Below are 22,217 nucleotides of genomic sequence, written 5' to 3' on the forward strand. Positions count from 1 at the left end.
CGCCGGTCCCAAGCCGCCAGGCGTACCTACGCGGTCGACAGAAACAGCGCGGCAGCCGCGTAACCGGCCCGCCGTCGCTCCGCTCGCAGTGCGGTCCCGGCCGCGACGACACCGCCGAGAGAGAACACCTGGGGCCAGCGTGGGGGGATCCGTACGGCGAGCGCGAGCGCCGACAGTCCCGCGACGGCGGGTACGACGCACACCAGCTGCCGTGTGGTGCGTCCGCCAACCCACGGACGCTCCAGTCGTGCAGGCCAGGGCCGCGGCGTGGACGAGGACGAGGGGCGGCGAACGGGCGGAGCCCCGCCCGGACCGCGGCGGCCCCGAACAGGAGAGGTCCACGCGCCGTTCATCGAAGGATGTGCCACGGCGCCCGCCGGAGCGAGGTTCCGGCGCTCCGGGTAGGGCGAGGCCGTCAACCCGGTCGGCTCCGGCGACTGGACGTTCGCGTCGGTGTACGCGCCCGGCGCGTCCTGACTTCCCCGGCGGCACGCCCGCATCCTCATCGCGCTACAGGCACTGGCCACCGGTCCGCCCTGTGAGAAGCTGTTGTCTTTCCGAGAGTGCGGGTGTGTTTGCGCTGGTCAGGTGTAGGGGTGGTGTTTCGGCGGGAGGGACGGGTTGTTGTGTCGTCTCTTCGATGGAGGTGCCGGGATGCCGTCGGTGATGGGGCTGCTGGAGGAGCGTGAACGCGTCGCTCGGCAGCGGGTGGATGCTCTCCAGGCCGAGTTGCGGGAAGCGGAGGCGGTGTGGGAGCGGTTCGTGATTGCCCGTGAGACGGTGGGTGAGGTTCTGGCGGAGCCTCGCGGAGGCCAGGACGTGGTGCCGGTTGTGGTGGCCGGTGAACGGCCGGTGCAGGTCAGGCAGGCGGTACCCGGCTCAGTGGTGCCTCACTGGGAGGAAGGGGTCGCCCCGGTGGTTCTCGCGCCGGACTACCAGCGGATCATGGCCGTGCTGGCCGGCGGGAACGGGATGCGCGGGGAGACGATGGACTGTCGTCAACTCGCGGTCGGCCTCGGGCTGGAGCCGGTCCCGGCGAAGGTGGAAGGGGTGCGGTCGAAAGCCAAGCGGCTGGCCGCGCGGGGCTGGTTGGCGGAGGAACGTCCGGGGCTGTTCAGCGTGCCTGTCGGGCGAGGCGGCGGCTCATGACCGTGCTCATCGCCCACTTGATCACTGCCTCCGAGGTGTCGGTGCGCGTCTCGTAGTCGCGGGCCAGTCGGCGTGAGTGCATCAGCCACGCGAACGTGCGCTCCACCAGCCACCTCTTCGGCAGCACGGTGAAACCGCTGGTGTCGTCGCTGCGTCTGACCACGGTCAGCGCGATCCGCAAGGCGTCGCGGGCGAGGTTGACCAGGCGCCCGGTGTAGCCGCCGTCGGCCCACACCCGCGTGACGCGCCAGTGCCGTTCACGCAGCCGGGCCAGGAGTGTCTGCCCTGCTTCCCGGTCGGTGACCGAGGCCGCGGTCACCATCACGGTCAGCAGCAGTCCGAGGGTGTCCACCACGATGTGCCGCTTGCGGCCGTTGACCTTCTTCCCGCCGTCGAATCCCCTGGTCGCGCCCGGCACCGACGCGGCTGCCTTCACCGACTGCGCATCGATGATGCCGGCCGTCGGTTCCGGGTCCCGGCCCGCGGCCCGGCGGACCCGGTCGCGCAGCCGATCGTGGAACTCGGCGGTCAGGCCCTTGTCCCGCCAGCGCCGGAAGAACGCGTAGACGCGGTCCCACGCGGGGAAGTCCGCAGGCATCGCCCGCCAGGTGATGCCGCCTGCGACCAGATAGCGCACTGCATCGACCATCTGCCGGTGGCAATAGCTCTCCGGTTGCCCGCCGCGGCCCTCGAGCCAGCCGGGAGCCGGCATCGCGTCACGTACGACGGCCCACTCCGCGTCGCTCATGTCGGACGGATACTTCGGTCGCCTGTACGGCCGGTCCGCGGCGTTCCCGAACCGGTGAGCGAGACAATCACACGACGGAGACACCGAGTTGGACGCCATCGATGCCGGCACGGAAGACTGCAGCACCAGGGGCCTCCTGTTGCTCGTTTGGATTCGACACCCTCGAGCTGTGCGGGAGGCCCGCTTTCATGCCCGGTCGGCCACGAGATCACCCGACCGAGTCGACGACCTCGAACTCACGCCCACCAAGATCGATAAAGCAACAGCTTCTGAGATACGAGGGTGCTGGCGTGGCTGTGGTTGCACTCACGGGGCTTTCCGCCTGCTCCGTCGCGGGCGTGGGCGGGTTTGGAGACGTGCGACGAGGCCTTGCGAGGCTCCGTCGTGTACGGGTCGGCTGCCGAGGGGCGATGCCGCACGACAACCGTGGGCCCAGCCTGGTCGGCCGTGCGCGGCCGGACAGCAAGCACCACGTGCTCACCGACGGCCAGGGCATCCCGCTCGCCGTGTCGCTGACCGGCGGAAACCGCAACAACGTCACCCGACTGCTGCCGCTGCCGGACAAAGTCCCGGCCGTGGCCGGCGTCGTGGGCCGGCCTCGACACCGGCCGGATGCACTCCTCGCCGACCGCGGCTACGACCACGACAAGTACCGCCGCCTGCTGCGGCAACGCGGGATCCGGCCAGTCATCGCCGAACGAGGGCAGGAACACGCCAGCGGCCTGGGCACTTTCTGCTACGTCGTCGAGCGCACGATCGCCTGACTGCACAGCTTCCGCCACCTACGCATCCGCTGGGAACGACGCAACGACATCCATGAAGCCTTCCCCGACCTCGCCCACCTGTCTTCACTTACCGCCACGTCCAACGCCCTTGTTAGGACCTTTTATTACAGCGCTGCTCGAGGGTGGGTGGGCCATCGTGACAGCGGGGATGCCGTCGCCCGTTACCTCCCGGAAGTGCTGTCGCCGCCAGAACGGGGCGCGTGTCCATGAGGACGTGAGCACTGCTGACGCGGCGCCCTTTCCCGTGTCATGCATGGACCGCTGCGCCCCGTTGAAGGCGCTCAGACGGTCTGCCGTGGAGGCAGGAACGCGCCTGCAGTCTCCGGGTCCGGCCAAGGCGTTACGGTCTCGCCGGCGACGAGCCAACCGCGGACACCGCCGCGCTTGAGTCGCAGCTCGTAGAGGAAGGGTGCAGCGGACTCGCTCATGCGGCGGTAGAGAAGCACAGTGGCGTCGTCGCCCTGCTCCTCCAGGTGCAGAATGCGGTACTCCGTGGACAGGGCCCTTTCCCCGTTACTGCCACGGGCCGCGAACTCGGCGAAGACATCCTCGCGCGGTGCCGCGACGATCGAGCCGTCCTTGCTCGGGAACAGGATGGCCATATCGGCAGCGTAGAGCTTGTCCATTTCGTCCATCCGATAGTTGCTTCCATCCTCCACGACGTAGCGGATGAATTCCTCGATTTCCTTGTTGACCGTGCCCATAGTTTCCTCCAGGAAGCTTCTGGCGTGCCGAGTCCGGGCAATCAATTGCCCGAAGGTCGGCGGTGCGAGTGTTTGCCTGCTGTGCGACGCGAACGTAGACGAGTGAGTCCACTCAGTCGTCGGCGGTCGATGGTTGTTAGCCCGACCCCCACAGGGCAGGTATCACTGGCGCGACCGCATCTTTACGTGCGACCGCCCAGACCCTTGTTCGGCGCCTATCGAACAAGCTACCTTGTTCATTCGGTATTCGTCGAACGTTGCGCCTGTGGCAAAAGCCACAACGTGGAATTGCTCAATTCGGCCTTCTTGGAGACGTCGGGAGGACGACCGACCAGTTCCGATTTCGATCACCGTGAATTCCGATCATGAACCCCCAGGGGCGCACGCCCTGCGGGCGCGCTTGCTGGGGCATGGAGCGAAGTTCCTGGAGGACTCGGCCTGGTGGCGACCGGACTCCCCGCGGGCGGCCGATATGAACCGATGGCAATGACGGCGCCGTGCGTACAGTTCCGTCACCTCGTAGTCGCGCGCATACGGATCACGCGCCGCGGAACAGGCGACCGAACTTGCGCATTTCCTCCGCGAAGATCACGGGCTGCTCGAAAGCTGCGAAGTGACCCCCCTTGCTGGCCTGGTTCCAGTACACGAGCTTGGAAAAGGCCCTTTCGGCCCACGCGCGAGGCGGCGTATAGAATTCCTTGGGGAACAGTGTGACGCCCATCGGGATGTCAATTTCTACGGCATTCATGGTGACGTCAGAATTCTCCCAGTAGAAGCGTGCAGCCGATTCAGCGGAATTCGTCAGCCAGTAGAGGGTGATGTCGTCCAGCATTTCATCCAGAGTCCAGATGGACTCGGGATTCTTGTTGCTGTCGCTCCACACTCCGAACTTCTCGTAGATCCAGGCAGCCTGACCCACGGGCGAATCCGCCAGCGAGTAGGAAACTGTCTGCGGCCTGGTCATCATTTCAAGCTGATAACCGATCTCGTTCTGCTGCTGCCGGTTCAGCTGATCCATCGCGACCTGTTCCTCGGGAGTCAGGTGATCGAGGTCGAGATCGGGCGGCACGATCTGCGGGAAGTTCAGGTGGATGCCCAGCAGCCCCTTGGGCCGCAGCACACCCAACTGGGTGTTGACCGCCGCTCCCCAGTCGCCGCCCTGGGAGAGGTAGTGATCATATCCGAGGCGCGGCATGATCTCAGCCCATGCCTTGGCCGTCCTCACACGCCCCCAGCCCAGATCGTCGGGCTGGTCGGAGAACCCGAACCCTGGCAGAGAGGGAACGACCACGTGGAAGGCGTCGCGTCGTGATCCACCGAATTCGGTGGGATGCGTCAGACGCCGGATCACGTTACGGAATTCCAGAACGGATCCCGGCCAGCCGTGGGTCAGCATGATGGGCATCGCCTCGGCGTGCGGTGACTTGGCGTGCAGCAGGTGGATGCTGACCCCGTCGATAACCGTGCGGTACTGACCGAAGCTGTTGAGCAACGACTCCACCCTGCGCCAGTCGTAGTGCCGCTTCCAGTACTCCACGAGGTGCTTGACGCGCCGCAGAGGGGCTCCCTGCGACCAGTCGTCCACCAACTCTTCCGCCGGCCACCGTGTCATTTCCAGCCGCTGCCTCAGATCGCGCAGCATGCTCTCGGGCACGTGAAGCCTCATGGGAACAACGGCATCATTCGGCGGGCTCGGCAGGTACAGCTCCGCAGCTGTAGTGCCTGATTTTGGGGCTGCCTGGACGACTCCGGGGGTGATCACTGAAGCTGCGGACCCCGCCCCCAGGGCGCCCATGGCGTACAGCAGTCGCCGACGGCTCAGAACACTTTCTCGATTCGGCATCAGCTTCTTATGCTCCTGTCGGTACGTTCTGGCGACCGCGGTACTCCGGCGGCCTGCATGACCAGAACAAGCGCTGGGCACCCCGGTCCGGATCCCACACACCGGGCCCCTCATGGACCTGCGGTCGGTTTGCGCTCTGGGACTCACGGATCGTGAGTGCGAGTCGCCAACTCGACTTGCAGGAAGCCCTGTACAAGCACCTGCACGTGCCGTCCTGTCGTCCAGGTAACGACGAGGGCGCATACCTGACGCATCGGTCCCGGGCGTTCGGAAGGCTTCGGACCGCATTCAAAGAAGGCAGTCGTGACGCGGGCGACGAGCGCCCGCCCGGCAACCCGATGCCTGGAACGTCCGCGCAAGCAGTTCTACAGAGACTAATGTTCGTTATCCATCGAACATACCTGGAAACGTACCACGGCCATCGTCCGTGCGGCATCTGACAGCCGTGGCATCAGTCACAGCGTGAGCGCCCTGCGGAATGGATGGAGATCGGCAGCAGCTTCTCCGTGCTGCACCTCCGTCATCCGGACGGGTGTGATCTGCCTCCGGGCAGGCCATCGCGTGAGGCATGCCGGTTCGGAGCGCGTCCAACACTCATGTAGATTGTTCGACGCGTTTCGAACACTTCGCATCGTGTGAGGGTGGCGGTGCGCCACCGCAACCTGGCCTGGTCCCGGGTCGAGTGCATGTCGGCGCTCCGGCGACGGCGGAGCCGCAGAGAGGACGGTCAGTGACGGCTGGAGGAGCAATGCGACCTGCCTGATCGTCGCCTCGGGCCGCGACTCGTACAGCGCGACCGCGTCCGCCTTGAACTGCGGCGGATAGTTCTTCATGACCACGAGATGTCCGTTCTCAGATCCTCAGGATCCAGTGTCTCGTGTGTCCAACATCAAGGGTCAAGGCCCGGACGCTGCAACTCCGGGACCTGGCCATGCAGGTCGGCCTGAGCCAATCCGCAACAAGCCGTCTGGTGATCCGGTTGCGGGATCGGGGCCTCATCACCACGAGCACTCCCGCGCACGACCACCGCAGAGTCGAACTCCGGCTTACCACCGTCGCACAGAAGGTGCTACGGGTCGGAACGCCGGTGCTCACCGACGCCGTTTGCGACGCGGTGCGAGACCTTGCCGAGAAGGACACCGACCGCGCCCTGCTGCGCTACCTCCAGGAGGGCCCCGGCCATGGGGGCGACGCGCAGAGGTGAATTCGACCTTGCCGCAAGACACCGTCAGCACGTCATCCCCGAGCCGAAGCCCAGCTCCTGGGGCAGCTACTCTCACTGGATGCCGGAGTGCAGGACGAAAGGAATCCCGCACAGCGCCTGCCGGTCCGGCACCCGCGGCCGGCCCTCGACCCCAGCTTCGGCAACAACGCCGCGGACCACGGAGATCGTAATGACCGCCGAGGAACTCTCAGAGCTGGAGGCTGCGGTTCAGCCCGGCGCCGTCAGCTACACGCCGCAGCAACTGGCCTCACCCGACCGCTGAGCCAGCGGCCTGGGCGACCGCCGTCCCGGCGTCCGCCAGTACGGATCCAGCCGCACCGGCCGGCCTCCACAGCAAGGTGAACCCGCTCCAGGCCGGGGCGCCACTGGGTGACCAGGCCAGGGCACCCGGTTCGAGGTGTGGGGCCGCCTGTGATGCCAACTCCCCTTATTCGGACTCACCAGGACGGCCCACTCCACGGTCAACTCGGTCCGTGGGGTTCTGACCAGTGCTTGCGATGTGGGGGTCTCTCGCCGCGCGCCCTTCGAAATTTCACGCGTGCCCCTCTTCGGCCGCGCCCTTCCCGCGGTGGCCGTTGAGGAAGGCGGCGACGGCGGCGTCCAGGTCGCTGTCGCACGCGGTCACGGCGTACCCCGCCCGGTCCCAGAGCCCCGACGCCATCAGGGGCGCGATCAGCGTCAGCACCATGTGCATCGGATCGCCGGGAGAGATACGCCCTTGCTCTTGATGCGCCTTGATCACCTGTGCTGCGCTGCGCATGTTCGGCATGAGGGCCTCCATCGCGTCGCGCAGTTCGGGGTGGCGCGATACGTCGGTGAGGAGGCTGAGAATCGCGGCACCGTACTGCTCAACCGATTCGGCGTAGGCACGAGCCATGGCGACGAGGTCGGCGACCACGTCGTCCGTGACCGTTAGCCGGGCGAATGACGAACGAGCCAGCGCGTGCGTGAGAGCCCTGTTGAGCAGGGCTGCCTTGCCACCGTAGCGGCGGAACAGTGTTGCCTCGTTCACTCCGGATCTTCGCGCGATCTCCTGAGTGGTGCAGGCCGAGTACCCGCGCTCGGCGAAGACGGTGACGGTGGTCTCGAACAGCCTGTCCACGTCGATCTGCTTGGGCATATGTCTCCAGGTCGCCGTCTCTGCGGGGATTCTAGCCCCCATCTATTGCAAGTGTTCGCTTGCAATAGACGGGGCTGCGTGTCTAGCGTGCGGATGCGATGCGTCACAGGACTGACCGAAGGGGCTTCATGACTCATCTGCGACTGGGGCAACGGGCCAACCGCGGACTGCCTCCCCACAATCGCCGACACGGCTTCCTGAAACGGACCAAGCTGAGACTGCAGTTCACGGGATGGTTGCAGTACATCCCCACGGCTGCGGCCGCGGTCCTCCTTCTGGCCGCTGCGCTCGCGGGAAGCTGGATCGGAATCTGGCAGGTCCTGCTGGTCCGGCTGCCGTTGGGCATCGGCATCCTGTTGCTCGGCGCACTCTTGGTCGATCTGGTCACCGTCAAGCTGGGAGTGCGGCCCTTCGAACCGGTACCCCGTCGCCTTGACGAACTCGACACCTTCGGTGTCATGCACAAACGGCGGTCCTGCCGGTCCTTCCAGAACCGCGACCTGACCGTGTCGGACCGGGAAGAGTTGATGCGCGCGGTCCACCGGCACACTCGACCGACGCATCTGATCGGCACCCGGCCGATCCGGCTGGAATATGTCGCCGCTCCTCTCAAGGTGTGGCCGGCCGTAGGGGCACGCGAGTTCATTGTCGCCGTCGCTCCGCGCACCTACGACCGCCTGTCGGTCATCGACGTGGGCAGAAGCCTGCACAAGGTGGTTCTGCACGCCACCCGGATGGGCGTGGCAACGTGCTGGATCGGAGCAGGCGCCGACCAGACCAGCGTCGTCTCCCATTTGGGAGGCCGATTCGATCCTGCGGAGGAGCACGTCATCTGCGTCTGCGCCGTGGGCTATCGATCGAGATTCAAACCGATTGTGGTCCGAGCCATCGAGTTGGTACAACATCGGCGGTTGCCTTTGGCGTCGCTATTCTTCGCTTCCCCCAGCTTCGACACGCCACTCAAGGTTGACCGACCACCCTTCTCGCCCTTCAGGCGGTGCTACGAGGCGTGCCGGTGGTCGCCCTCCTCCCTCAACACCCAGACCACCCGATGCATCGGGACAACGGATGACAGTGGCCGAGCCATGGCACGGTTCGACTTCTGCACCACCACAGCATCCCGCTACTACGCCCCCCTGGGTCTGGGTATCTGGTGTGCGAACTGGGAAGTCGGCTGCGAAGCCCTCGGGCTGCCCGGGCACCTGCGGGTACTCACATCGGACGAACAAGGGGAGCTCGACACTCCGGAACCGCCCGGTTATGGCGTGAGTTGGATCGCTGACCCGCTCGGAGCCTCTACTGCGTGACACTTTCCCAAGTGGGGCGAGCGCCCGAGGCCGAAGCACGCCTGCGTCAACGCGTGCGCCACGCCACACCATGTGCGTCCATCCACCCACCATGCCCAGGAACAGCCGAACCTCAGACCTAGTAACGGAGGCCTACTAACGAGCTCGTGCACGGTAGCGATGAGGCGTCGAGGATGGCGGCCGGTCTCGGTGTTCAGCTCTGCCGTGTCGACGTCAGGTCCGCGGTCTGCTGATGGGACAGCAGACCGGCGACGGCCTGGATGGTGTCGCTCATGTGCTCGCTGCGGCCGAGGTGGCGGGCCAGGGCCCGCCAATTCTTCAGATGGGCGATGCCGTGCTCCACACGGATACGACGTGAGGAGTGTGCCTTGCGCTGCCGCTCGTGCATCTCCTCGTACCAGTCCGGGGCGTTCTTCTTGAACTTGCGATGCGGTGGTGTCACCACTGAGGCATTGTCAAATCCTGTGGACTGACCAGACAGCCCAATGGCTGGTCGATCAAGCAAGCGGCTTGCGGTAACGGATGTACTCGTTCTGCCGCCGGAACCCCACACTCTCGTAAAGGTCGTAGGACCGGTGTGGATTTGCCGTGCCCGTGAACAGCCGGGCGGTCGTTGCACCCTGTTCACGAAGGCTTCGCAGCCCGTCCAGCAGCAGGGCCCGGCCGATTCCGAGGCGTCGCTGGTCCGTCCGGATACTCAGCTCATCGACCTCGCCCACGGTGCGGTCGTGGCGGCGGATGGAGCAGAGGGCGACGCCGACCATGTCCTGCCCGTTCCATGCAGCCCGCCAGCATGCGGGGTCGGCGGTGTCGACGAAGTCCTGGAAAGACCATTTCTGAGTGAAACCGGTGTCCGTGTACGAATCGACGACCGTCCTCCAGGCTGCACGGTAGTGGCTTGTCCCGATCGGCCCTGTCCGTATCCCGGCTGGCAGTTCGCTGCCCGGCTCGGGCATCTGCTGCAGATCGCCTAGCTCCAGCTCGACCAGGCTGAAGACACGTCGGTAGCCGGCTGCGCGCAGAAGTGCCGTGGCGTCCTGCTCGGAGGTCATGGCGTTCGCGCCGATCACTGCCGTCCGCGCCGTTCCATGCTGTTTGACGAGCTGGCGGATCCGCTCTTCGGCCCAGCTCAGCATGGCTGAGCCGATGCCCTGGCCGCGATGCTCGGGCAAGAGGTAGCCGCGGTGCAGGTAGAGCCACGTATCGTCCCGCTCTTGCCACCACCGGATCGTCGAGTAGCCGACGACGCTGCCGTCGAGCACCACCAGGATCTGGTTCTTGGACGGCTCCTCCAACTTGGCAGAAGCTTCGGCGATCTCGGCCGCTGTCGGGAGCCCTTCTACTACCGAATGGGCCTCGACCTGGTCCTGTTCAGCACAACCCCGCCGCACCGCGGCCATGGCGCCGTGGTCTTCGTCGCCATGATACGGCCGGAACCCGAAGCCGACCGGAAGGTCCTGTCCTGCCGTGCCATCCAACATGACCGGATGATCTCGAACTTCGAGGCAGGTCCGCCACCCTATTCACGCCGCGGTCGTCTGCGGCCGTTCCACGAGCAGGCCGCGTTCGAAGCGGGCCCCGGCGCGGACGAGGGCAACGAGGTGGGGTGCATTCACGGCTCGCCAGCGGGCCTGGGCGGACTCGACGAGCTTGAAGACCGTCGCCAGGGCGGCGGCCCGGGAGCCAGCGCCCTTGGTGACCTTGGTCCGCAGCCGGACGGTCGCGAAGGTCGACTCGATGGGGTTGGTTGTCCGCAGGTGGATCCAGTGCTCAGCGGGGAAGTCGTAGAACGCCAGCAGCTCGTCCTCGTTATCGACGATCTTCTTGACGGCCTTGGGGAACTTCGCGCCGTACTGCTTGGCGAACGCTGTGACCGCGGCGGCCGCGTGCTCCTTGTCCTCGGCGTTGTAGATGTCCTGGATGGCCTTCTTCGCTGCGGGCTGGGCCGACTTCGGGAGGCTGTCGAGGCAGTTGGCCGTTTTGTGAACCCAGCACCTTTGGTGCCGGGTTTCGGGGAAGACCTCGCTCAACGCGTTCCAGAAGCCGAGGGCTCCGTCGCCGACGGCGAGGATGGGAGCGCGCATGCCGCGCCGCTGGCAATCCCGCAGCAGGCTCGCCCAGGACTCCGAGGACTCGTGGTAGCCGTCGGCCATCGTGATCAGCTCCTTGGTTCCGTCCGAGTGCACGCCCATGACGACCAAGACCGCGGCCTTCGCCTCCTCCAGCCGTATCCGCAGGTGAATACCGGTGGCCCAGACGTAGACGTAGTCCGTGGCGGACAGGTCGCGCTCGCTGAACGTCTTGTGGTCGGCCTGCCACCGAGTGGTCAGCCGGGTGACGGTGGCCGGTGACAGGCCAGCCGAGGAGCCAAGGACCTGCTCGAGCGCGGGCACGAAATCCCCGCTGGACAGCCCGTGGAGGTAGAGAAGCGGCAGCACCTCGCTGATCTTCGGGGACTTGCGGCACCACGGCGGCAGGATCGTCGAGGAGAACCGCTTGCGCTCCCCGGTTGCCTCGTCGATGCGCTTGTCGTTGATGCGCGGGGCCTTCACCTCGACCGTCCCGGCCGCAGTGGTCACCGAGCGGGGCTGGTGATAGCCATTGCGTACCACCAGGCGACGCGCGTTCTCGTCTCGCTGGTCGGCCAACTCGGCTATATAGGCGTTGACTTCAGCCTCCAGGGCGGCGGCCAGCATCCGCCTCGCGCCCTCGCGGACGATGTCGTCGATCAGGGAGCCGGTCTCGGTCGTTGCATCGGCATTCACTACGCTCAGCACGGGCGTGCCTTCCCGACCGACGGCGCAACGTCGGCCTACTCGATGACCAGAAGTCGATCACCCGGGAAGGTACGCCCATCGCGTCCAACCCGAGGCCGATCCACAGGTCATGAGCATTGCTCGATGCCAAGGGTCTCCACGCAATTCCGGAGCTGGGCCTGGTTCCACATGCCGCTCGGTGTGATGTGGACATCGTGCTTGGAGTAGTCCGCGAACGGTCGGTCCAGTTTCGTGATCCCCTTTAGGCAGCAACTCCTCGGTCCTGCAACTGCCTCAACTTCTTCAGCCGGGACGCCCGGCAACGGCTCCTCTGGTTCATCCCGGCTGTCGGCACGGACGGCGCCGGCCTGCTGCTGGCGGCCGTCGGGACGCAGGAGCTCGTCGAACCGTCCAGCGACGACATGTACTGTGAAACCAAACCGGACCGCTCGTGTGTGAACGCGATGCAGGTTGCCACGCCGGTCCAGCACCGTACTGCCCCTCAGAGGACCTCGCATGCCTGATCAGCCGTTCTTGGACGCGCGGCGCACCAGTCTGCTTGTCCTGGACTACCAGCACGGCATCGTGCAGCAGCTGTCGGACGCTGACGGTCTGCTCAACCGCGTCAACGCAGCCATCGCCGGCGTTCGCTCCCACGGCGGTCACGTCGCGTGGGTACGGGCCGCCCTCGACGACGCCGACTTCGATGCCATTCCTGAGTCGAGCGTCATGGCGCCCAGGGCGGCTCCACAACATCGTCTCCTGCTGCACGCTGACGCGCCCACCACGCGGATCGATGAGCGTCTGGTCCCGCAGCCGGACGACATGATCGTCCGTCGCCCCCGGATCGGTGCCTTCACCACAAGTGATCTCGACGAACAACTGCGTAGCCGGGACGTCACCACGGTGATCCTTGCGGGCATCGTCACCAGCGGAGTCCTGCTCAGCACCGTCTTCGAGGCGCTCGACCGAGACTATCGCGTCGTCGTTCTGCACGATGCCAGCGGCGACCGTGACCCCCAAGTGCACGAGTTCCTGACCGAGAAGATCTTTCCCAGGTACACGGTCGTGGTCAGCGCTGACGAACTGAACTCGCTGTGGCTGATGAGCAGTCAAGAGCAAGCGGTGGCAGAGGCACACGGCGACGCGCCCCGCACTCAGTGACTGCCAGAGGTGCGGAGCCCGTACAGGTGAAGGGTCAGCTGTGCGAGGCGTACGGCACGAAGTTCCCCTCCCACGCGTCGGGCATGAGTGCCGGGCGAGGGCCCTCGGTGTGCTTGAAGCCGCGGACGTGGACGGTGCCGGGGGAGCGTCCAGGCCGAGCTCGCACGCCGTGCCCCGGCCGACTGGCGCACCCCGGCTTTCCTGACCGCGCCGACCACACCAGGCCCGCCCGTCCGGTACCCGTACGACCGTGACCACGCTTCAGCCCCGGACGGCCGCGACAGGCGGGCCGCACCTCCACCACCGGTGAAGACGGAGATGCCTCGTGACCGCGGCCACCTACCGGTACGTCGACCTGCCCGACGCATCCGTGGTCACCACCGCGCGCTGTCGGCGGCGCCGGAGAACATCTCCGACACGGTCGCGGCCCGCGCGATGATGTGCATCCATGGCGGCGCCGGCTTCGGCAAGACCCTCGCCGTCAACATCTGCCTGCGCGCACTCGTACCCGGCGAGGACGTCCGCAAGATCACCTTCCGGGCCCGTCCCACCGCCCGCGCAGTGCGCGACGAACTGTTCACCGTGCTTGACCTCGCCGGCGAGCCGCCGCGTCACCCCAGCGAGTTGGACCGCCTGCTGAAGACCGCCCTGGCCGACTGCCCCCGCACCTTCCTGGTGGACGAGGCGCAGCGTCTTCCGGGGCCGGGACTGTAAATCGTTCGGCTCTGCCTCACATTCGGTGGTGACGGAGAGTGTCGCTATCCGAGGAGGATGCGGTGGCGGAGCAGGGTGAAGCCTGCTCGTCCGTGCATCTGGCGTGCGATCCGCTTGGTTTTGGTGTTCACGCCCTCGGTGGGGCCGTTGCTGTACGGAAGCGTGAGCGCGGCGATCACGGCGTCGCGGTCTCGGTCCAGGCCGCGGGTGAAGGCGTGCAGATGAGGCAGATCGGCTGTGCGGACCTGGGTGATCCAGCAATCGAGCTTGGCGGCATGTTCTGGGCGAGGAGTCAGGAGTTCGGCGAAGTCCCCGATGCAGGCGGCCAGTTGGGTCATCTCATGGCAGGCGGCGGTGAGCCGGGCCAGAAGATCGCGATACTCGGTCTTGAGGTTGTCGGGCCGGGTGAGCAGCATCCGAGCGAGGCGGCGCGGGGAGATGTGGCTGCGGTCGGTATCCGCACGGCCCTGGTTGATGTACTTGTCCAGGAGGTTCAGGCAGCCGGTGAACCCGAGGGCCTTGATCTCTTCGAAGAGGTGCTGGACGGGGACGCCGGGTTCCTCGGCCCGGCGTTTGCGCAGGTGCTCGCGGTAAGGCTCGACGAGGCTGGCGCGGTACTTGGGGACGCGGAGCATGCGCTCGGGCCGGTCGGCTCGCGCGTAGCGTTTGACGGTGTTCAGGGCCAGTTCCAGGCGGCGGGCGCATTCGAGCAGCACGCCCTGATCGAGCAGGCCGTGGACCTGGTGCCAGCGTTCCAGGGTCGTCTGCGCGCGGGGTCCCTCGTAGATGGGCGCGTCCAGCACGGCGGCCCAGCAGGTGCTGTGCGCCTGACCTCGCTCAAGACGGCTTCGCACAAGTTGTGCCACAGATGCCACCGATCACCGACCTGCGTCGCACGGGGCAGGGCACGGCGGATGGCCTCGGCGTAGGTCGCGGAGCCGTCGCGGCACACGACGTCGATGCCCGGATGCTCACGTAGCCACGCCTCCAGGGTGACTGCCGTGCGGTCGGGCAGCACGTCGATCCGCTCATGCGTCTCGGCATCGATGATCACGGTGGCGTAGCGGTGCCGCCGGCGCAGAGCGAAGTCGTCGACGCCGATCACACGGGGCGTCCGCCCTGCGGGCAGCGGGATGCGCAACAGGGCACGCAGAGCCGTGTGACGCGAGACGCCCGCCGCGGGTATCGCCAGCAAACGTGCCCCCGCCCGGCCCGCTAACTCCTTGACCACGGCCTTGACTTGCCTGGTCAGACAGGTGGTGCGTCGCTGGTATCGGTCCAGGACTCCGGGCACCTGCTCGCGGAAAGTATGTCGGCAGCCGCGAGTGGGGCACACCAGACGCCGCACCCGCACACGGACCACCACCCGTCGGCTGTCGACCGGTACGTCAGCCACAGTCCGCCAGTGGTAGCCGTGCACCCGCCCCGACGACGCCCCGCACACCGGGCAGACCGCCGTGTCCTGCGGCGTTCGTGCCCGGACCACGATCAGCTCGCCCTCGTCGGCGACATCCGCGATGACCAGCGGGGACAGGCCCGAAAACACCATCTGGACGAGCTCGTTGACATCTTTCACGTGACTATCAACGAACCTCACGACTCTCCGTCACCACCGAATGTGAGACAGAGCCGTTCGTTTGACAGACCCCGCATCGGCGAACAGCAGCGACAGCAAAACCGCCGCTACCTCGCCGTCCTCGGCGACCAGCCACCCCTGACCGCCAGCAAGCGCCCTCACCGTCCAGGCACGCCCCCCGAACCGCACCTGGCACCCCAGCCTCACCACCGGCCTGCCCGGCACCCCGCCTTTGGCCGCCCTCACTCTGCCGCCTGCGCCCACACCGGCATCCGCTCATGCACCGGCGCCGCCAAGTCCGCCGTCAGCCGTCCCGCCCACAGCGCATGGAACAGCGCGGGAAGCACGAGCAGCGGATCCCCGACCCTGCGTACGCCCTCCGACAGCGGCGCCGGTTCAGCGAACGCCTCCTGCAGCGCGACAGCCAGCAACCGATCACCGTGGTGCCGCGGGTGCCGGTATCCGGCCAGCCAGGTCACATTGCGCCGGTAGATCGAGTCGACAGGCCCGAGCACCCAGTACCGCCAGCCCACCGCCGCACAGACCTCTCCGACCACCGCAGCAAGAGACCGCTGCCGCCGAGACAGCTCCCCTCTCCCTGTGCAGTCGGCAAGCACTCCCTGGCCATCGGCCAGCCGGAGCATCAGCTGCGGAGCATGCGCCCGCACCTCGCTCGGCCCATGCCACCGCAGTTCAAGTGGCCGGGCGGCCAGACCGCTGACACGCGGGTCGCGGTCGAGGAGCATCACGTGCAGCCGCATCGCCGCGGACCCGTAGTGCACCAGCCGTCCGGTGGTGGCCGACCACCACCATCCCGGTGCCAGCCGCTTGCCTTTGCGGACTGGGAACGATTTCAGCGGCGGACAGCTTTCGAAGACCACCTCGGCGGCGGCCGACGACCACCTCGAACACTCCGCCGCTCCGCCCGCAGCCCGGAACAGCACATCCACCGACTCGACTTCTGGCCGCCGTGCCCTCGCTCCGCTCCGCCCAGCATCCTGCATACACAGCCAAACGGTTTATCGCCCCATCCGGTAATGGGCGACGCGCGGCCCATCGGCGAACGTTCAGCTGCGCCCGGATTGCTCTGCAGCCCAGGCGTAGCCCAGCTCGGCGAGGGCGGCCCGCTGTGTCGCATCCAGCCGGTCACGCCTGGCTTTCTGGTTACTCAAAAACACACCCAGCTTGATCGCCGAACCGTCCGGCAACTTCTCAACGTGCGCCCGCCCAACGACGGTTCTGCCCTCGCGCTGGATGTACTGGGCTAGGGCGGCCAGCCCGCGCTGGAACGCCTGCTGCGCCTTGGACGGCCCCTTCGCCGCGCCCTTGACCGTCGGGGTGGGAGGCGGCTCCTGGTCGGGCTGCACGCCCAGCTTCGACAGCCGTTCCCGCTGCTCGGTGGTCAGCAGTCTCCAGTCCCGGCGTTGTCGTTGGAGCCATCGTCCGATGTCGTCGCCGTCGAAGGTCACGCCGGGTGTGATGTCGGGCAGTGTTCCGTCGGGTTCGTCGGCGGCGAGATCGGCGAGGTGGCGGTAGTGACGTTGCCAGTCGAGTGGCCAGGGGCAGTTCCAGTCGGGATCGATCGCGGTCAGCTGCGCCGCGCGTGCAGCCGCACGCTCGGTGTTCTTGCCGAGGCCGCCCTTGCGGCGGAGATTGGCGATGTGCTGCCCGATGGGTACGGGCCCGTCGCCGGCCGGATCGTCCCAGACCGCGTCCTGGCGGGGCGCGAGGTGCCCAGTGGCACGCCGATGGGCCCGGAACACGGCGAGCTTGGTCTCCCAGGCTTCCTCGCCCGGTTCCCAGACCATCCCGGCCTCCGGGGCGTCGAGGAGCTTCTTGCGCCGCTCCTCCAGCTCTCCTGCCCGCAGCGCCTTCCGCTGCTGGTGCACCCATCGCCCAAGGGGAAAGGACTTCGTCGCTCCTACCTCCGTCTCGACGTCATAGGGGACGGCGTAGAGACCGGTGATCTCGCGTTCCTTCCGCCAGCGGAGCAGGGCTTGGTAGCCCTCGAGCCACACGAGGGATTCGGGTCGGTAGACGCGGGTGCGCAGGAACGCTGCGATGGTCGCCGGGTCGCGTGGGGTGGAGAAGTGCAGCAGCGCCGACTCGACCGCACCGTCGTCGCCGGACTGCTCCTCGGCCCCCGCGCCGTCGGCCGTGACGATCCGGCCCTCGGTGTCGCGTTGGATGTGGGTCTTGCGCTTGCCGCTGGTGAGCGCGCGAGAGGCGAGCTGTTCCACGAGTCGTTCATCATGCGAACGCAGGCCTTGGAGCACAGCGACCAGCCCGGCATACGAGGCGCTGGCGATCATGTCGGTGGGGTCCTCACCGGGTTCGAGGAAGACGGGCACGATGATCCGCGCGACCTTCGTGGAGCCGTCCCGATTGGGCCGAAGGGCCCGGCCGATGTTCTGCACGATCTCGACCTGGGAACCGCGGGTGTCCGCGAAGCAGACGGCCTCCACGCCGCGCTCGCCGGTGATGTCGACGCCTTCCCCGAGGACGCGGCAGCTGGCGAGGAACGCCCGGTGGACCCTGTGCCCGGTGGCGTCGATGCCGTTGGCGAACTGCTTCAGGGCTTCGCGGCGTTCGGTGACGAGGTGGTCGCCGCACAGCCACGCCGACCACACCCGCTCCGGCGGCACGTGCCGGCCGACTTCCAGCTCGTAGAACTGAGCGCCGATCGACGACGCGGGCAGCTCGCCTGCGGTCGCCAGGTCCTCGCCGGTGGCATCACGTGCATACAGCTCACCAGCGGTCTCGGGCAGCTTCTCCGCAAACGCTGCGGCCTCTTCCACCCTCTGGTGGAAGGTCATGACCGTATGCAGGTTGCACGCCGCGGCGTGCTCCAAAAGTGCGGTCTGCAGGAGCGCCAGGCGCCGGCCCCGCCGTGCCTCCTCTGACTCCCCGACGATGGGGGAGGGGTCGTGGATCTCGAGGACGTCGATCTCGAATCCAGCGAGGACGCCCCGCTCGATCGCCTCCGAGAGCCCCAGTTCGGCGCCGGGAAGCCACGCCCCGAAGGTGCCGTCCGGATCGTCGGCCATGCTTGCCAGCTCCACCTCCATTCCGCCCGCGCCCTTCTGCGGGCGGGGTGAGGCGAGGATCCGCGGCGTGGCGGTGAGGTACAGCCGGAAGTCCGCCGGGATGCGGGCGTTGTCGTGGATCGCCGCCCACGGCCGGCCAAGATCACCCGCGGTTGAGTGGGCCTCGTCCACGATGGCGAGGTCGAACGGGGCCATCCGCTGGCCGTAGAGCCGTTCCCCGCCCGCCAGAGCGGTCTCCAGCGGCCCGCGGACCTTGCGCTGGCCCGTCGGGTCCTCCGGGTCCTCGCGGTCCACGAGGGAGGCGTACGTGGCGAACACGACGACCGGCCCGGACCCGGCCCACAGCGCCAGCTGGATCGCATTGGTAGTGGTGCGCACCCCCAGCGAGGTGAGGACGGGATCGTTCTCCAGCGAGCACACCGCCACCATCGCCGCCCGATGCCCGACCGCCCGCCACGCCTGGGCGGTCTGTGCGAGCAGGTCCAGGGTCGGCACGCTCACCAGAATCCGGCCGCCCGGGAAGCACTCCAGCCCGCTCGCTGCAGCCGTGATCGTCTTGCCCGAACCGGTGGCGGACACCAGTGTGCCCCGCGCCCCTTCAGCAGGAACAGATGATCTTGCAAAGAATTTGACCCATTCCCGGATTGCGGTTTTCTGGGTCACCTGATGTTCCCGGAGGCTGATCACGACATTCGATCCCTTCTTTTTCCGGGCGAAATCAGGTTTCTCCACCACGAGCTCGCGGAAGCACCGGACCCGCCAGAGCCAGAGCCAGAGGCGGGGAGCGGGTACCTGTCGATGCCGCCGCGGGCGGGCAGCTCGTCCTCGAAGTCGCAGGCGGCTACGGCCTTGAAGCCCCCGCGCCACAGTGCTCCGAGCACGGCTGCGACGGCCTGGACCACCTCCTCGGCCGGCGCTCCCGCAGTGGCCTCGCATTCCAGCACGGTCGGCCACTGAAGGAAGTCGAAGGGGTGGGCGCGCCGGCCTGTGGCGTAGTCGTTGGGCTCGCCTTCCACGCGCACTGGCCCGACCACCAGTTCCGCGCCAGCGTCCTCGACGAGGCCGAGCAAGTCTCGAAGCCGGCCTACGACCCGCGGAGCGGCCTCCGCGTCCACGTAGATAGAGGCATCCCTGTAAGCGGAGTCTGGATCGAGGGGCGAAGGCCCGCGGTCATTCGTCACGCGCACTCCCTGGAGTCTCCGCCGGGGCCAGGGCCAGGGCGAGGAAGCGCTGGAGCAGCCGCTTGATCGGCTCGTGGTGGTAGTACTCGGCGACCTGCAGGGGCGTCTCTCCGTCGATGGCTGGCAGACGCGGATCAGCACCGTAGGCCAGCAGGATCGCGGTGGAGGCCGTATTCAGGGGGTAGTCCGTCTGTACGTGAGCGTCGCCTTCCAGGCCGATCGCGTGAGTCAGCAGCGTGAGCCCGAAACACACCTCGTCCGGATCGGCCCCAGCGTCCAGGAGCCTGGCGAGAGTCTCATACTCACTCATCTCTACGGCCTCGTGCGCCGGCGTCCACGGCTCCACTTTGGGAAAAGAGCTCGGCCTCAGCGCATCGGAATCCACCATGTTTCCCTCTCCGCCGGCCTTGCCAGGACGTTGCGGACACCTGCCTACTGGGGTGTCCCTACCTTACGCCAATGCTACATGCTGCATCACATTGAGATGTGGACTTGCGGGCCCCCCTCGACAGATCCCCTTCCACGAGGTCCCGTCCGACCCTGATGGCCGGCGTGCCTCGGGGTACATGGTGCCGCATGGCACCGAAGACCGAACGCATCCAGTTCCTGCGGGCCGAGCGGCAACTGCGCCGTATCCGCTCCTTCTACACTGCGGCCATCCTCCTATGGGCAGGGTCCGCGGCCTGGACCGGCTGGCAGGCCCGGGGAGCCGTCAGATGTGGGTGTCCGTCCTCCTCCTAGCCGTCTTCACCGTCCTGCTCGTCACCGCGAGCCTCGCCCTGCGGCGCCTCGCCGTTCCCGCCACAGGCCGGCCCGTACACCACGCTGCCCCGCACAGGCTGCCGAGCACCCGCCGTCACGCCCCTGCCTGAGGGCCCATCACTCTTCCCACGAGTCAATCCGAGCCCCGACTCCGCCTCACCGGGGGCGGAGTCCACGGTCTGCTGACAGTCCACTGCCGGAGGACCACCCCCACCCCTGTAGATGCCCGGGCCGAAGGCCCGTTGACGAGCCCGCGCAGCCTCGTCCGTCTTGTGGCGCGCAGCGCCACCAGGTGGCTGGAGCGCAGCGGAAGCCCCCACCAGGGGCGCAGGCCCCCGTGACTCCGGGAGCGCAGCGGACGGAGCGTCACCAGACCGGCGCAGCCGGTCTGGTGAGCGGCGGGACGCGCAGCGTCCCGCCAGCGCTCACGCTCCGCGTGAGCGTTCTACGGCCAGCGCATGGACGGTTTTTCGCTCGCGATCGTGGATGAGGCCCACGGCACCGCCGGTGATCTTGGCCGTCCGTGGGCCGCGATCCACGACAACGCCCGCATCCCGGCGGACTTCCGGCTGTACCTGACCGCCACACCGCGCATCCTCGCCGCGGCTCGCCCGCAGAAAGGTGCGGACGGCCAGGAGGCGGAGATCGCGACCATGGCCGACGACCCGGACGGCACGTACGGCGCCTGGCTCGCGGAGCTGGGTCTGAGCGAGGCGATCGAGCGGGAGATCCTTGCCGGGTTCGAGATCGACGTGCTGGAGATCCGCGATCCCTCGCCGGTCCTCGGGGAGTCGGAGGAGGCGCAGCGGGGCCGGCGCCTGGCGCTCCTGCAGACCGCGCTCCTGGAGCACGCGGCGGCGTACAACCTGCGTACGGTCATGACGTTCCACCAGAAGGTCGAAGAGGCCCGAGCGTTCGCGGACATGCTGCCCGATTCGGCTGCCGCGCTGTACCTGAACGACGCCTCCGACGCCGATCTGGCCGCCGCCGACAAGCTGCCGAAGTCGTCGATCGACGCGGAGTTCTACGAGCTGGAGGCCGGCCGCCACGTCCCGCCGGACCGGGTGTGGTCGGCGTGGCTGTGCGGAGACCACCTCGTTGCCGAACGGCGGGAGGTGCTGCGCCAGTTCGCCAAGCATCAACGCCGCCGGGCGCCGGGTGCACCGCGCCTTCCTCGCCTCGGTTCGTGTGCTCGGTGAGGGCGTGGACATCACCGGCGAGCGGGGAGTCGACTCGATCTGCTTCGCCGACACCCGCGGCTCCCAGGTCGAGATCGTCCAGAACATCGGCCGGGCCCTCCGGCTCAACCGCGACGGCTCCACCAAGGTCGCCAGGATCATCGTGCCGGTCTTCCTGGAGCCCGGCGAGGACCCGCAGGACATGGTCGCCAGTGCCAGCTTCCGTCCCCTTGTAGCGGTCCTCCAGGGGCTCCGCTCGCATGATGATCGACTTGTTGAGCAGCTCGCTTCCCGTGCGCTCACGAGCGGCAAGCGCACAGTCCACGTCAAGCGTGACGAGGACGGACAGATCGTCGGGGCCGGCGGCGCAGGCGACGGCGAGGACCAGGAGGAGGACGACAACCAGGCCGCCGCCGAAGCCGCCCTGCTCCACTTCTCCAGCCCGCGCGACGCCGCGACCATCGCGGCGTTCCTCCGGACCCGGGTCTACCGGCCGGAGTCCCTGGTGTGGCTGGAGGGCTACCAGGGACTGCTCCGGTGGCGGAAGGAGAACGAGATCACCGGCCTCTACGCCGTTCCCTACGACGTCGAGGTCGAAGTCGGGGCGACGAAGGCGTTCCCGCTTGGCCGGTGGGTGCATCAGCAGCGCAAGGCGCTGCGGGCCGGGGAGCTGGAGGAGCGGCGCAAGACGCTGCTGGACGCACCCGAGGCCGGGATGGTCTGGGAGCCGGGCGAGGAAGCCTGGGAGAACAAGCTCGCCGCGCTCCGGTCCTACCGGCGGGCCACGGGACACCTCGCGCCACGCCAGGACGCCGTGTGGGGAGAGGGCGAGGCGATGGTGCCCGTCGGCCAGCACATGGCGAACCTGCGCCGGAAGGACGGCCTGGGCAAGGACCCGCAGCGGGCCGCCGCACGCGCAGCAGCTGACGGAGATCGACCCGGACTGGGACTGGCCTGC

General features: G+C 67.6%; 17 protein-coding genes and 4 pseudogenes. 8 read left to right on the forward strand and 13 right to left on the reverse strand.

Annotated elements, in window-relative coordinates:
• Positions 1-26: 26 nt before the first annotated feature.
• The gene (locus tag ACGH7X_RS39280) at positions 27-203 is read right to left on the reverse strand and encodes a hypothetical protein (RefSeq protein WP_399895384.1); all 177 of its coding nucleotides are present in this window, start codon (positions 201-203) and stop codon (positions 27-29) included.
• Positions 204-654: 451 nt separating this feature from the next.
• On the opposite strand from ACGH7X_RS39280, the gene ACGH7X_RS39285 reads away from it, so the two are divergent.
• Entirely contained in the window at positions 655-1,149 is a 495-nt protein-coding gene (locus ACGH7X_RS39285) for a hypothetical protein (RefSeq protein WP_399892532.1), read from the forward strand.
• Here ACGH7X_RS39285 and ACGH7X_RS39290 read toward each other — a convergent pair.
• A complete protein-coding gene (locus ACGH7X_RS39290) occupies positions 1,115-1,897 on the reverse strand; it encodes an IS5 family transposase (RefSeq protein WP_399892535.1) in 783 nt (260 codons plus the stop codon). The genes ACGH7X_RS39285 and ACGH7X_RS39290 overlap by 35 nt on opposite strands.
• 428 nt (positions 1,898-2,325) lie before the next feature.
• Here ACGH7X_RS39290 and ACGH7X_RS39295 point away from each other — a divergent pair.
• Positions 2,326-2,736, forward strand: a pseudogene (locus ACGH7X_RS39295) (transposase); the annotation flags it as partial.
• Between the two features lie 227 nt (positions 2,737-2,963).
• Here ACGH7X_RS39295 and ACGH7X_RS39300 read toward each other — a convergent pair.
• Positions 2,964-3,386 (reverse strand): hypothetical protein, encoded by a 423-nt coding sequence (locus tag ACGH7X_RS39300; RefSeq protein ID WP_222515089.1) that lies wholly within the window; start codon positions 3,384-3,386, stop codon positions 2,964-2,966.
• Between the two features lie 538 nt (positions 3,387-3,924).
• Entirely contained in the window at positions 3,925-5,229 is a 1,305-nt protein-coding gene (locus ACGH7X_RS39305) for an epoxide hydrolase family protein (protein ID WP_399895387.1), read from the reverse strand.
• 931 nt (positions 5,230-6,160) lie between these two features.
• On the opposite strand from ACGH7X_RS39305, the gene ACGH7X_RS39310 reads away from it, so the two are divergent.
• Positions 6,161-6,433, forward strand: a complete 273-nt coding sequence (locus ACGH7X_RS39310; protein ID WP_399895390.1) for a hypothetical protein — start codon at positions 6,161-6,163, stop codon at positions 6,431-6,433.
• Positions 6,434-6,986: 553 nt separating this feature from the next.
• On the opposite strand, the gene ACGH7X_RS39315 is transcribed toward ACGH7X_RS39310, so the two are convergent.
• Positions 6,987-7,574 (reverse strand): TetR/AcrR family transcriptional regulator, encoded by a 588-nt coding sequence (locus ACGH7X_RS39315; protein WP_399895392.1) that lies wholly within the window; start codon positions 7,572-7,574, stop codon positions 6,987-6,989.
• A 128-nt stretch (positions 7,575-7,702) separates the two neighbouring features.
• Here ACGH7X_RS39315 and ACGH7X_RS39320 point away from each other — a divergent pair, with 128 nt between their 5' ends.
• Complete coding sequence (locus tag ACGH7X_RS39320) at positions 7,703-8,881, forward strand: nitroreductase family protein (protein ID WP_399895395.1); 1,179 nt, start codon at positions 7,703-7,705, stop codon at positions 8,879-8,881.
• A gap of 193 nt (positions 8,882-9,074) precedes the next feature.
• Here ACGH7X_RS39320 and ACGH7X_RS39325 read toward each other — a convergent pair whose 3' ends face one another.
• The 3 genes from ACGH7X_RS39325 to ACGH7X_RS39335 are packed head-to-tail and all read right to left on the reverse strand — an operon-like array spanning position 9,075 to position 11,658.
• On the reverse strand, positions 9,075-9,434 hold the full coding sequence (locus ACGH7X_RS39325) for a transposase family protein (RefSeq protein WP_399895397.1): 360 nt from the start codon (positions 9,432-9,434) through the stop codon (positions 9,075-9,077).
• A complete protein-coding gene (locus ACGH7X_RS39330; protein WP_399895400.1) occupies positions 9,379-10,362 on the reverse strand; it encodes a GNAT family N-acetyltransferase in 984 nt (327 codons plus the stop codon). The genes ACGH7X_RS39325 and ACGH7X_RS39330 overlap by 56 nt, the downstream gene beginning before the upstream one ends.
• A 42-nt stretch (positions 10,363-10,404) precedes the next feature.
• Positions 10,405-11,658, reverse strand: coding sequence for an IS256 family transposase (locus tag ACGH7X_RS39335; RefSeq protein WP_399895403.1), 1,254 nt, complete (start codon positions 11,656-11,658; stop codon positions 10,405-10,407).
• 495 nt (positions 11,659-12,153) lie between these two features.
• On the opposite strand from ACGH7X_RS39335, the gene ACGH7X_RS39340 reads away from it, so the two are divergent.
• Positions 12,154-12,801 (forward strand): cysteine hydrolase family protein, encoded by a 648-nt coding sequence (locus tag ACGH7X_RS39340; RefSeq protein ID WP_399895406.1) that lies wholly within the window; start codon positions 12,154-12,156, stop codon positions 12,799-12,801.
• Positions 12,802-13,119: 318 nt separating this feature from the next.
• Positions 13,120-13,515 carry an AAA family ATPase gene (locus tag ACGH7X_RS39345; RefSeq protein WP_399895409.1) on the forward strand — a complete coding sequence of 132 codons (396 nt, stop codon included), beginning with the start codon at positions 13,120-13,122 and terminating at the stop codon, positions 13,513-13,515.
• Positions 13,516-13,559: 44 nt separating this feature from the next.
• Here ACGH7X_RS39345 and ACGH7X_RS39350 read toward each other — a convergent pair.
• The 5 genes and pseudogenes from ACGH7X_RS39350 to ACGH7X_RS39370 all read right to left on the reverse strand — a co-directional run bounded on the left by ACGH7X_RS39350 (position 13,560) and on the right by ACGH7X_RS39370 (position 19,629).
• A pseudogene (locus ACGH7X_RS39350) lies at positions 13,560-15,064 on the reverse strand (ISL3 family transposase).
• 269 nt (positions 15,065-15,333) lie between these two features.
• Positions 15,334-16,041 (reverse strand): TnsA-like heteromeric transposase endonuclease subunit, encoded by a 708-nt coding sequence (locus ACGH7X_RS39355; protein ID WP_399895412.1) that lies wholly within the window; start codon positions 16,039-16,041, stop codon positions 15,334-15,336.
• Between the two features lie 117 nt (positions 16,042-16,158).
• Complete coding sequence (locus tag ACGH7X_RS39360; protein ID WP_399897677.1) at positions 16,159-18,825, reverse strand: Helicase associated domain protein; 2,667 nt, start codon at positions 18,823-18,825, stop codon at positions 16,159-16,161.
• On the reverse strand, positions 18,822-19,319 hold the full coding sequence (locus tag ACGH7X_RS39365) for a hypothetical protein (protein WP_399897791.1): 498 nt from the start codon (positions 19,317-19,319) through the stop codon (positions 18,822-18,824). Before ACGH7X_RS39365 ends, ACGH7X_RS39360 begins: the two co-directional genes overlap by 4 nt.
• On the reverse strand, positions 19,309-19,629 hold the full coding sequence (locus ACGH7X_RS39370; RefSeq protein ID WP_399895415.1) for an ankyrin repeat domain-containing protein: 321 nt from the start codon (positions 19,627-19,629) through the stop codon (positions 19,309-19,311). Before ACGH7X_RS39370 ends, ACGH7X_RS39365 begins: the two co-directional genes overlap by 11 nt.
• A 266-nt stretch (positions 19,630-19,895) precedes the next feature.
• On the opposite strand from ACGH7X_RS39370, the pseudogene ACGH7X_RS39375 reads away from it, so the two are divergent.
• Both ACGH7X_RS39375 and ACGH7X_RS39380 read left to right on the forward strand, forming a co-directional pair.
• Positions 19,896-20,191 (forward strand): annotated as a pseudogene (locus ACGH7X_RS39375) (hypothetical protein).
• Between the two features lie 336 nt (positions 20,192-20,527).
• Positions 20,528-22,215, forward strand: a pseudogene (locus ACGH7X_RS39380) (Helicase associated domain protein); the annotation flags it as partial.
• Positions 22,216-22,217: the final 2 nt, after the last annotated feature.

This window comes from Streptomyces sp. BBFR51, from assembly GCF_044591655.1.
GTDB lineage: Bacteria > Actinomycetota > Actinomycetes > Streptomycetales > Streptomycetaceae > Streptomyces.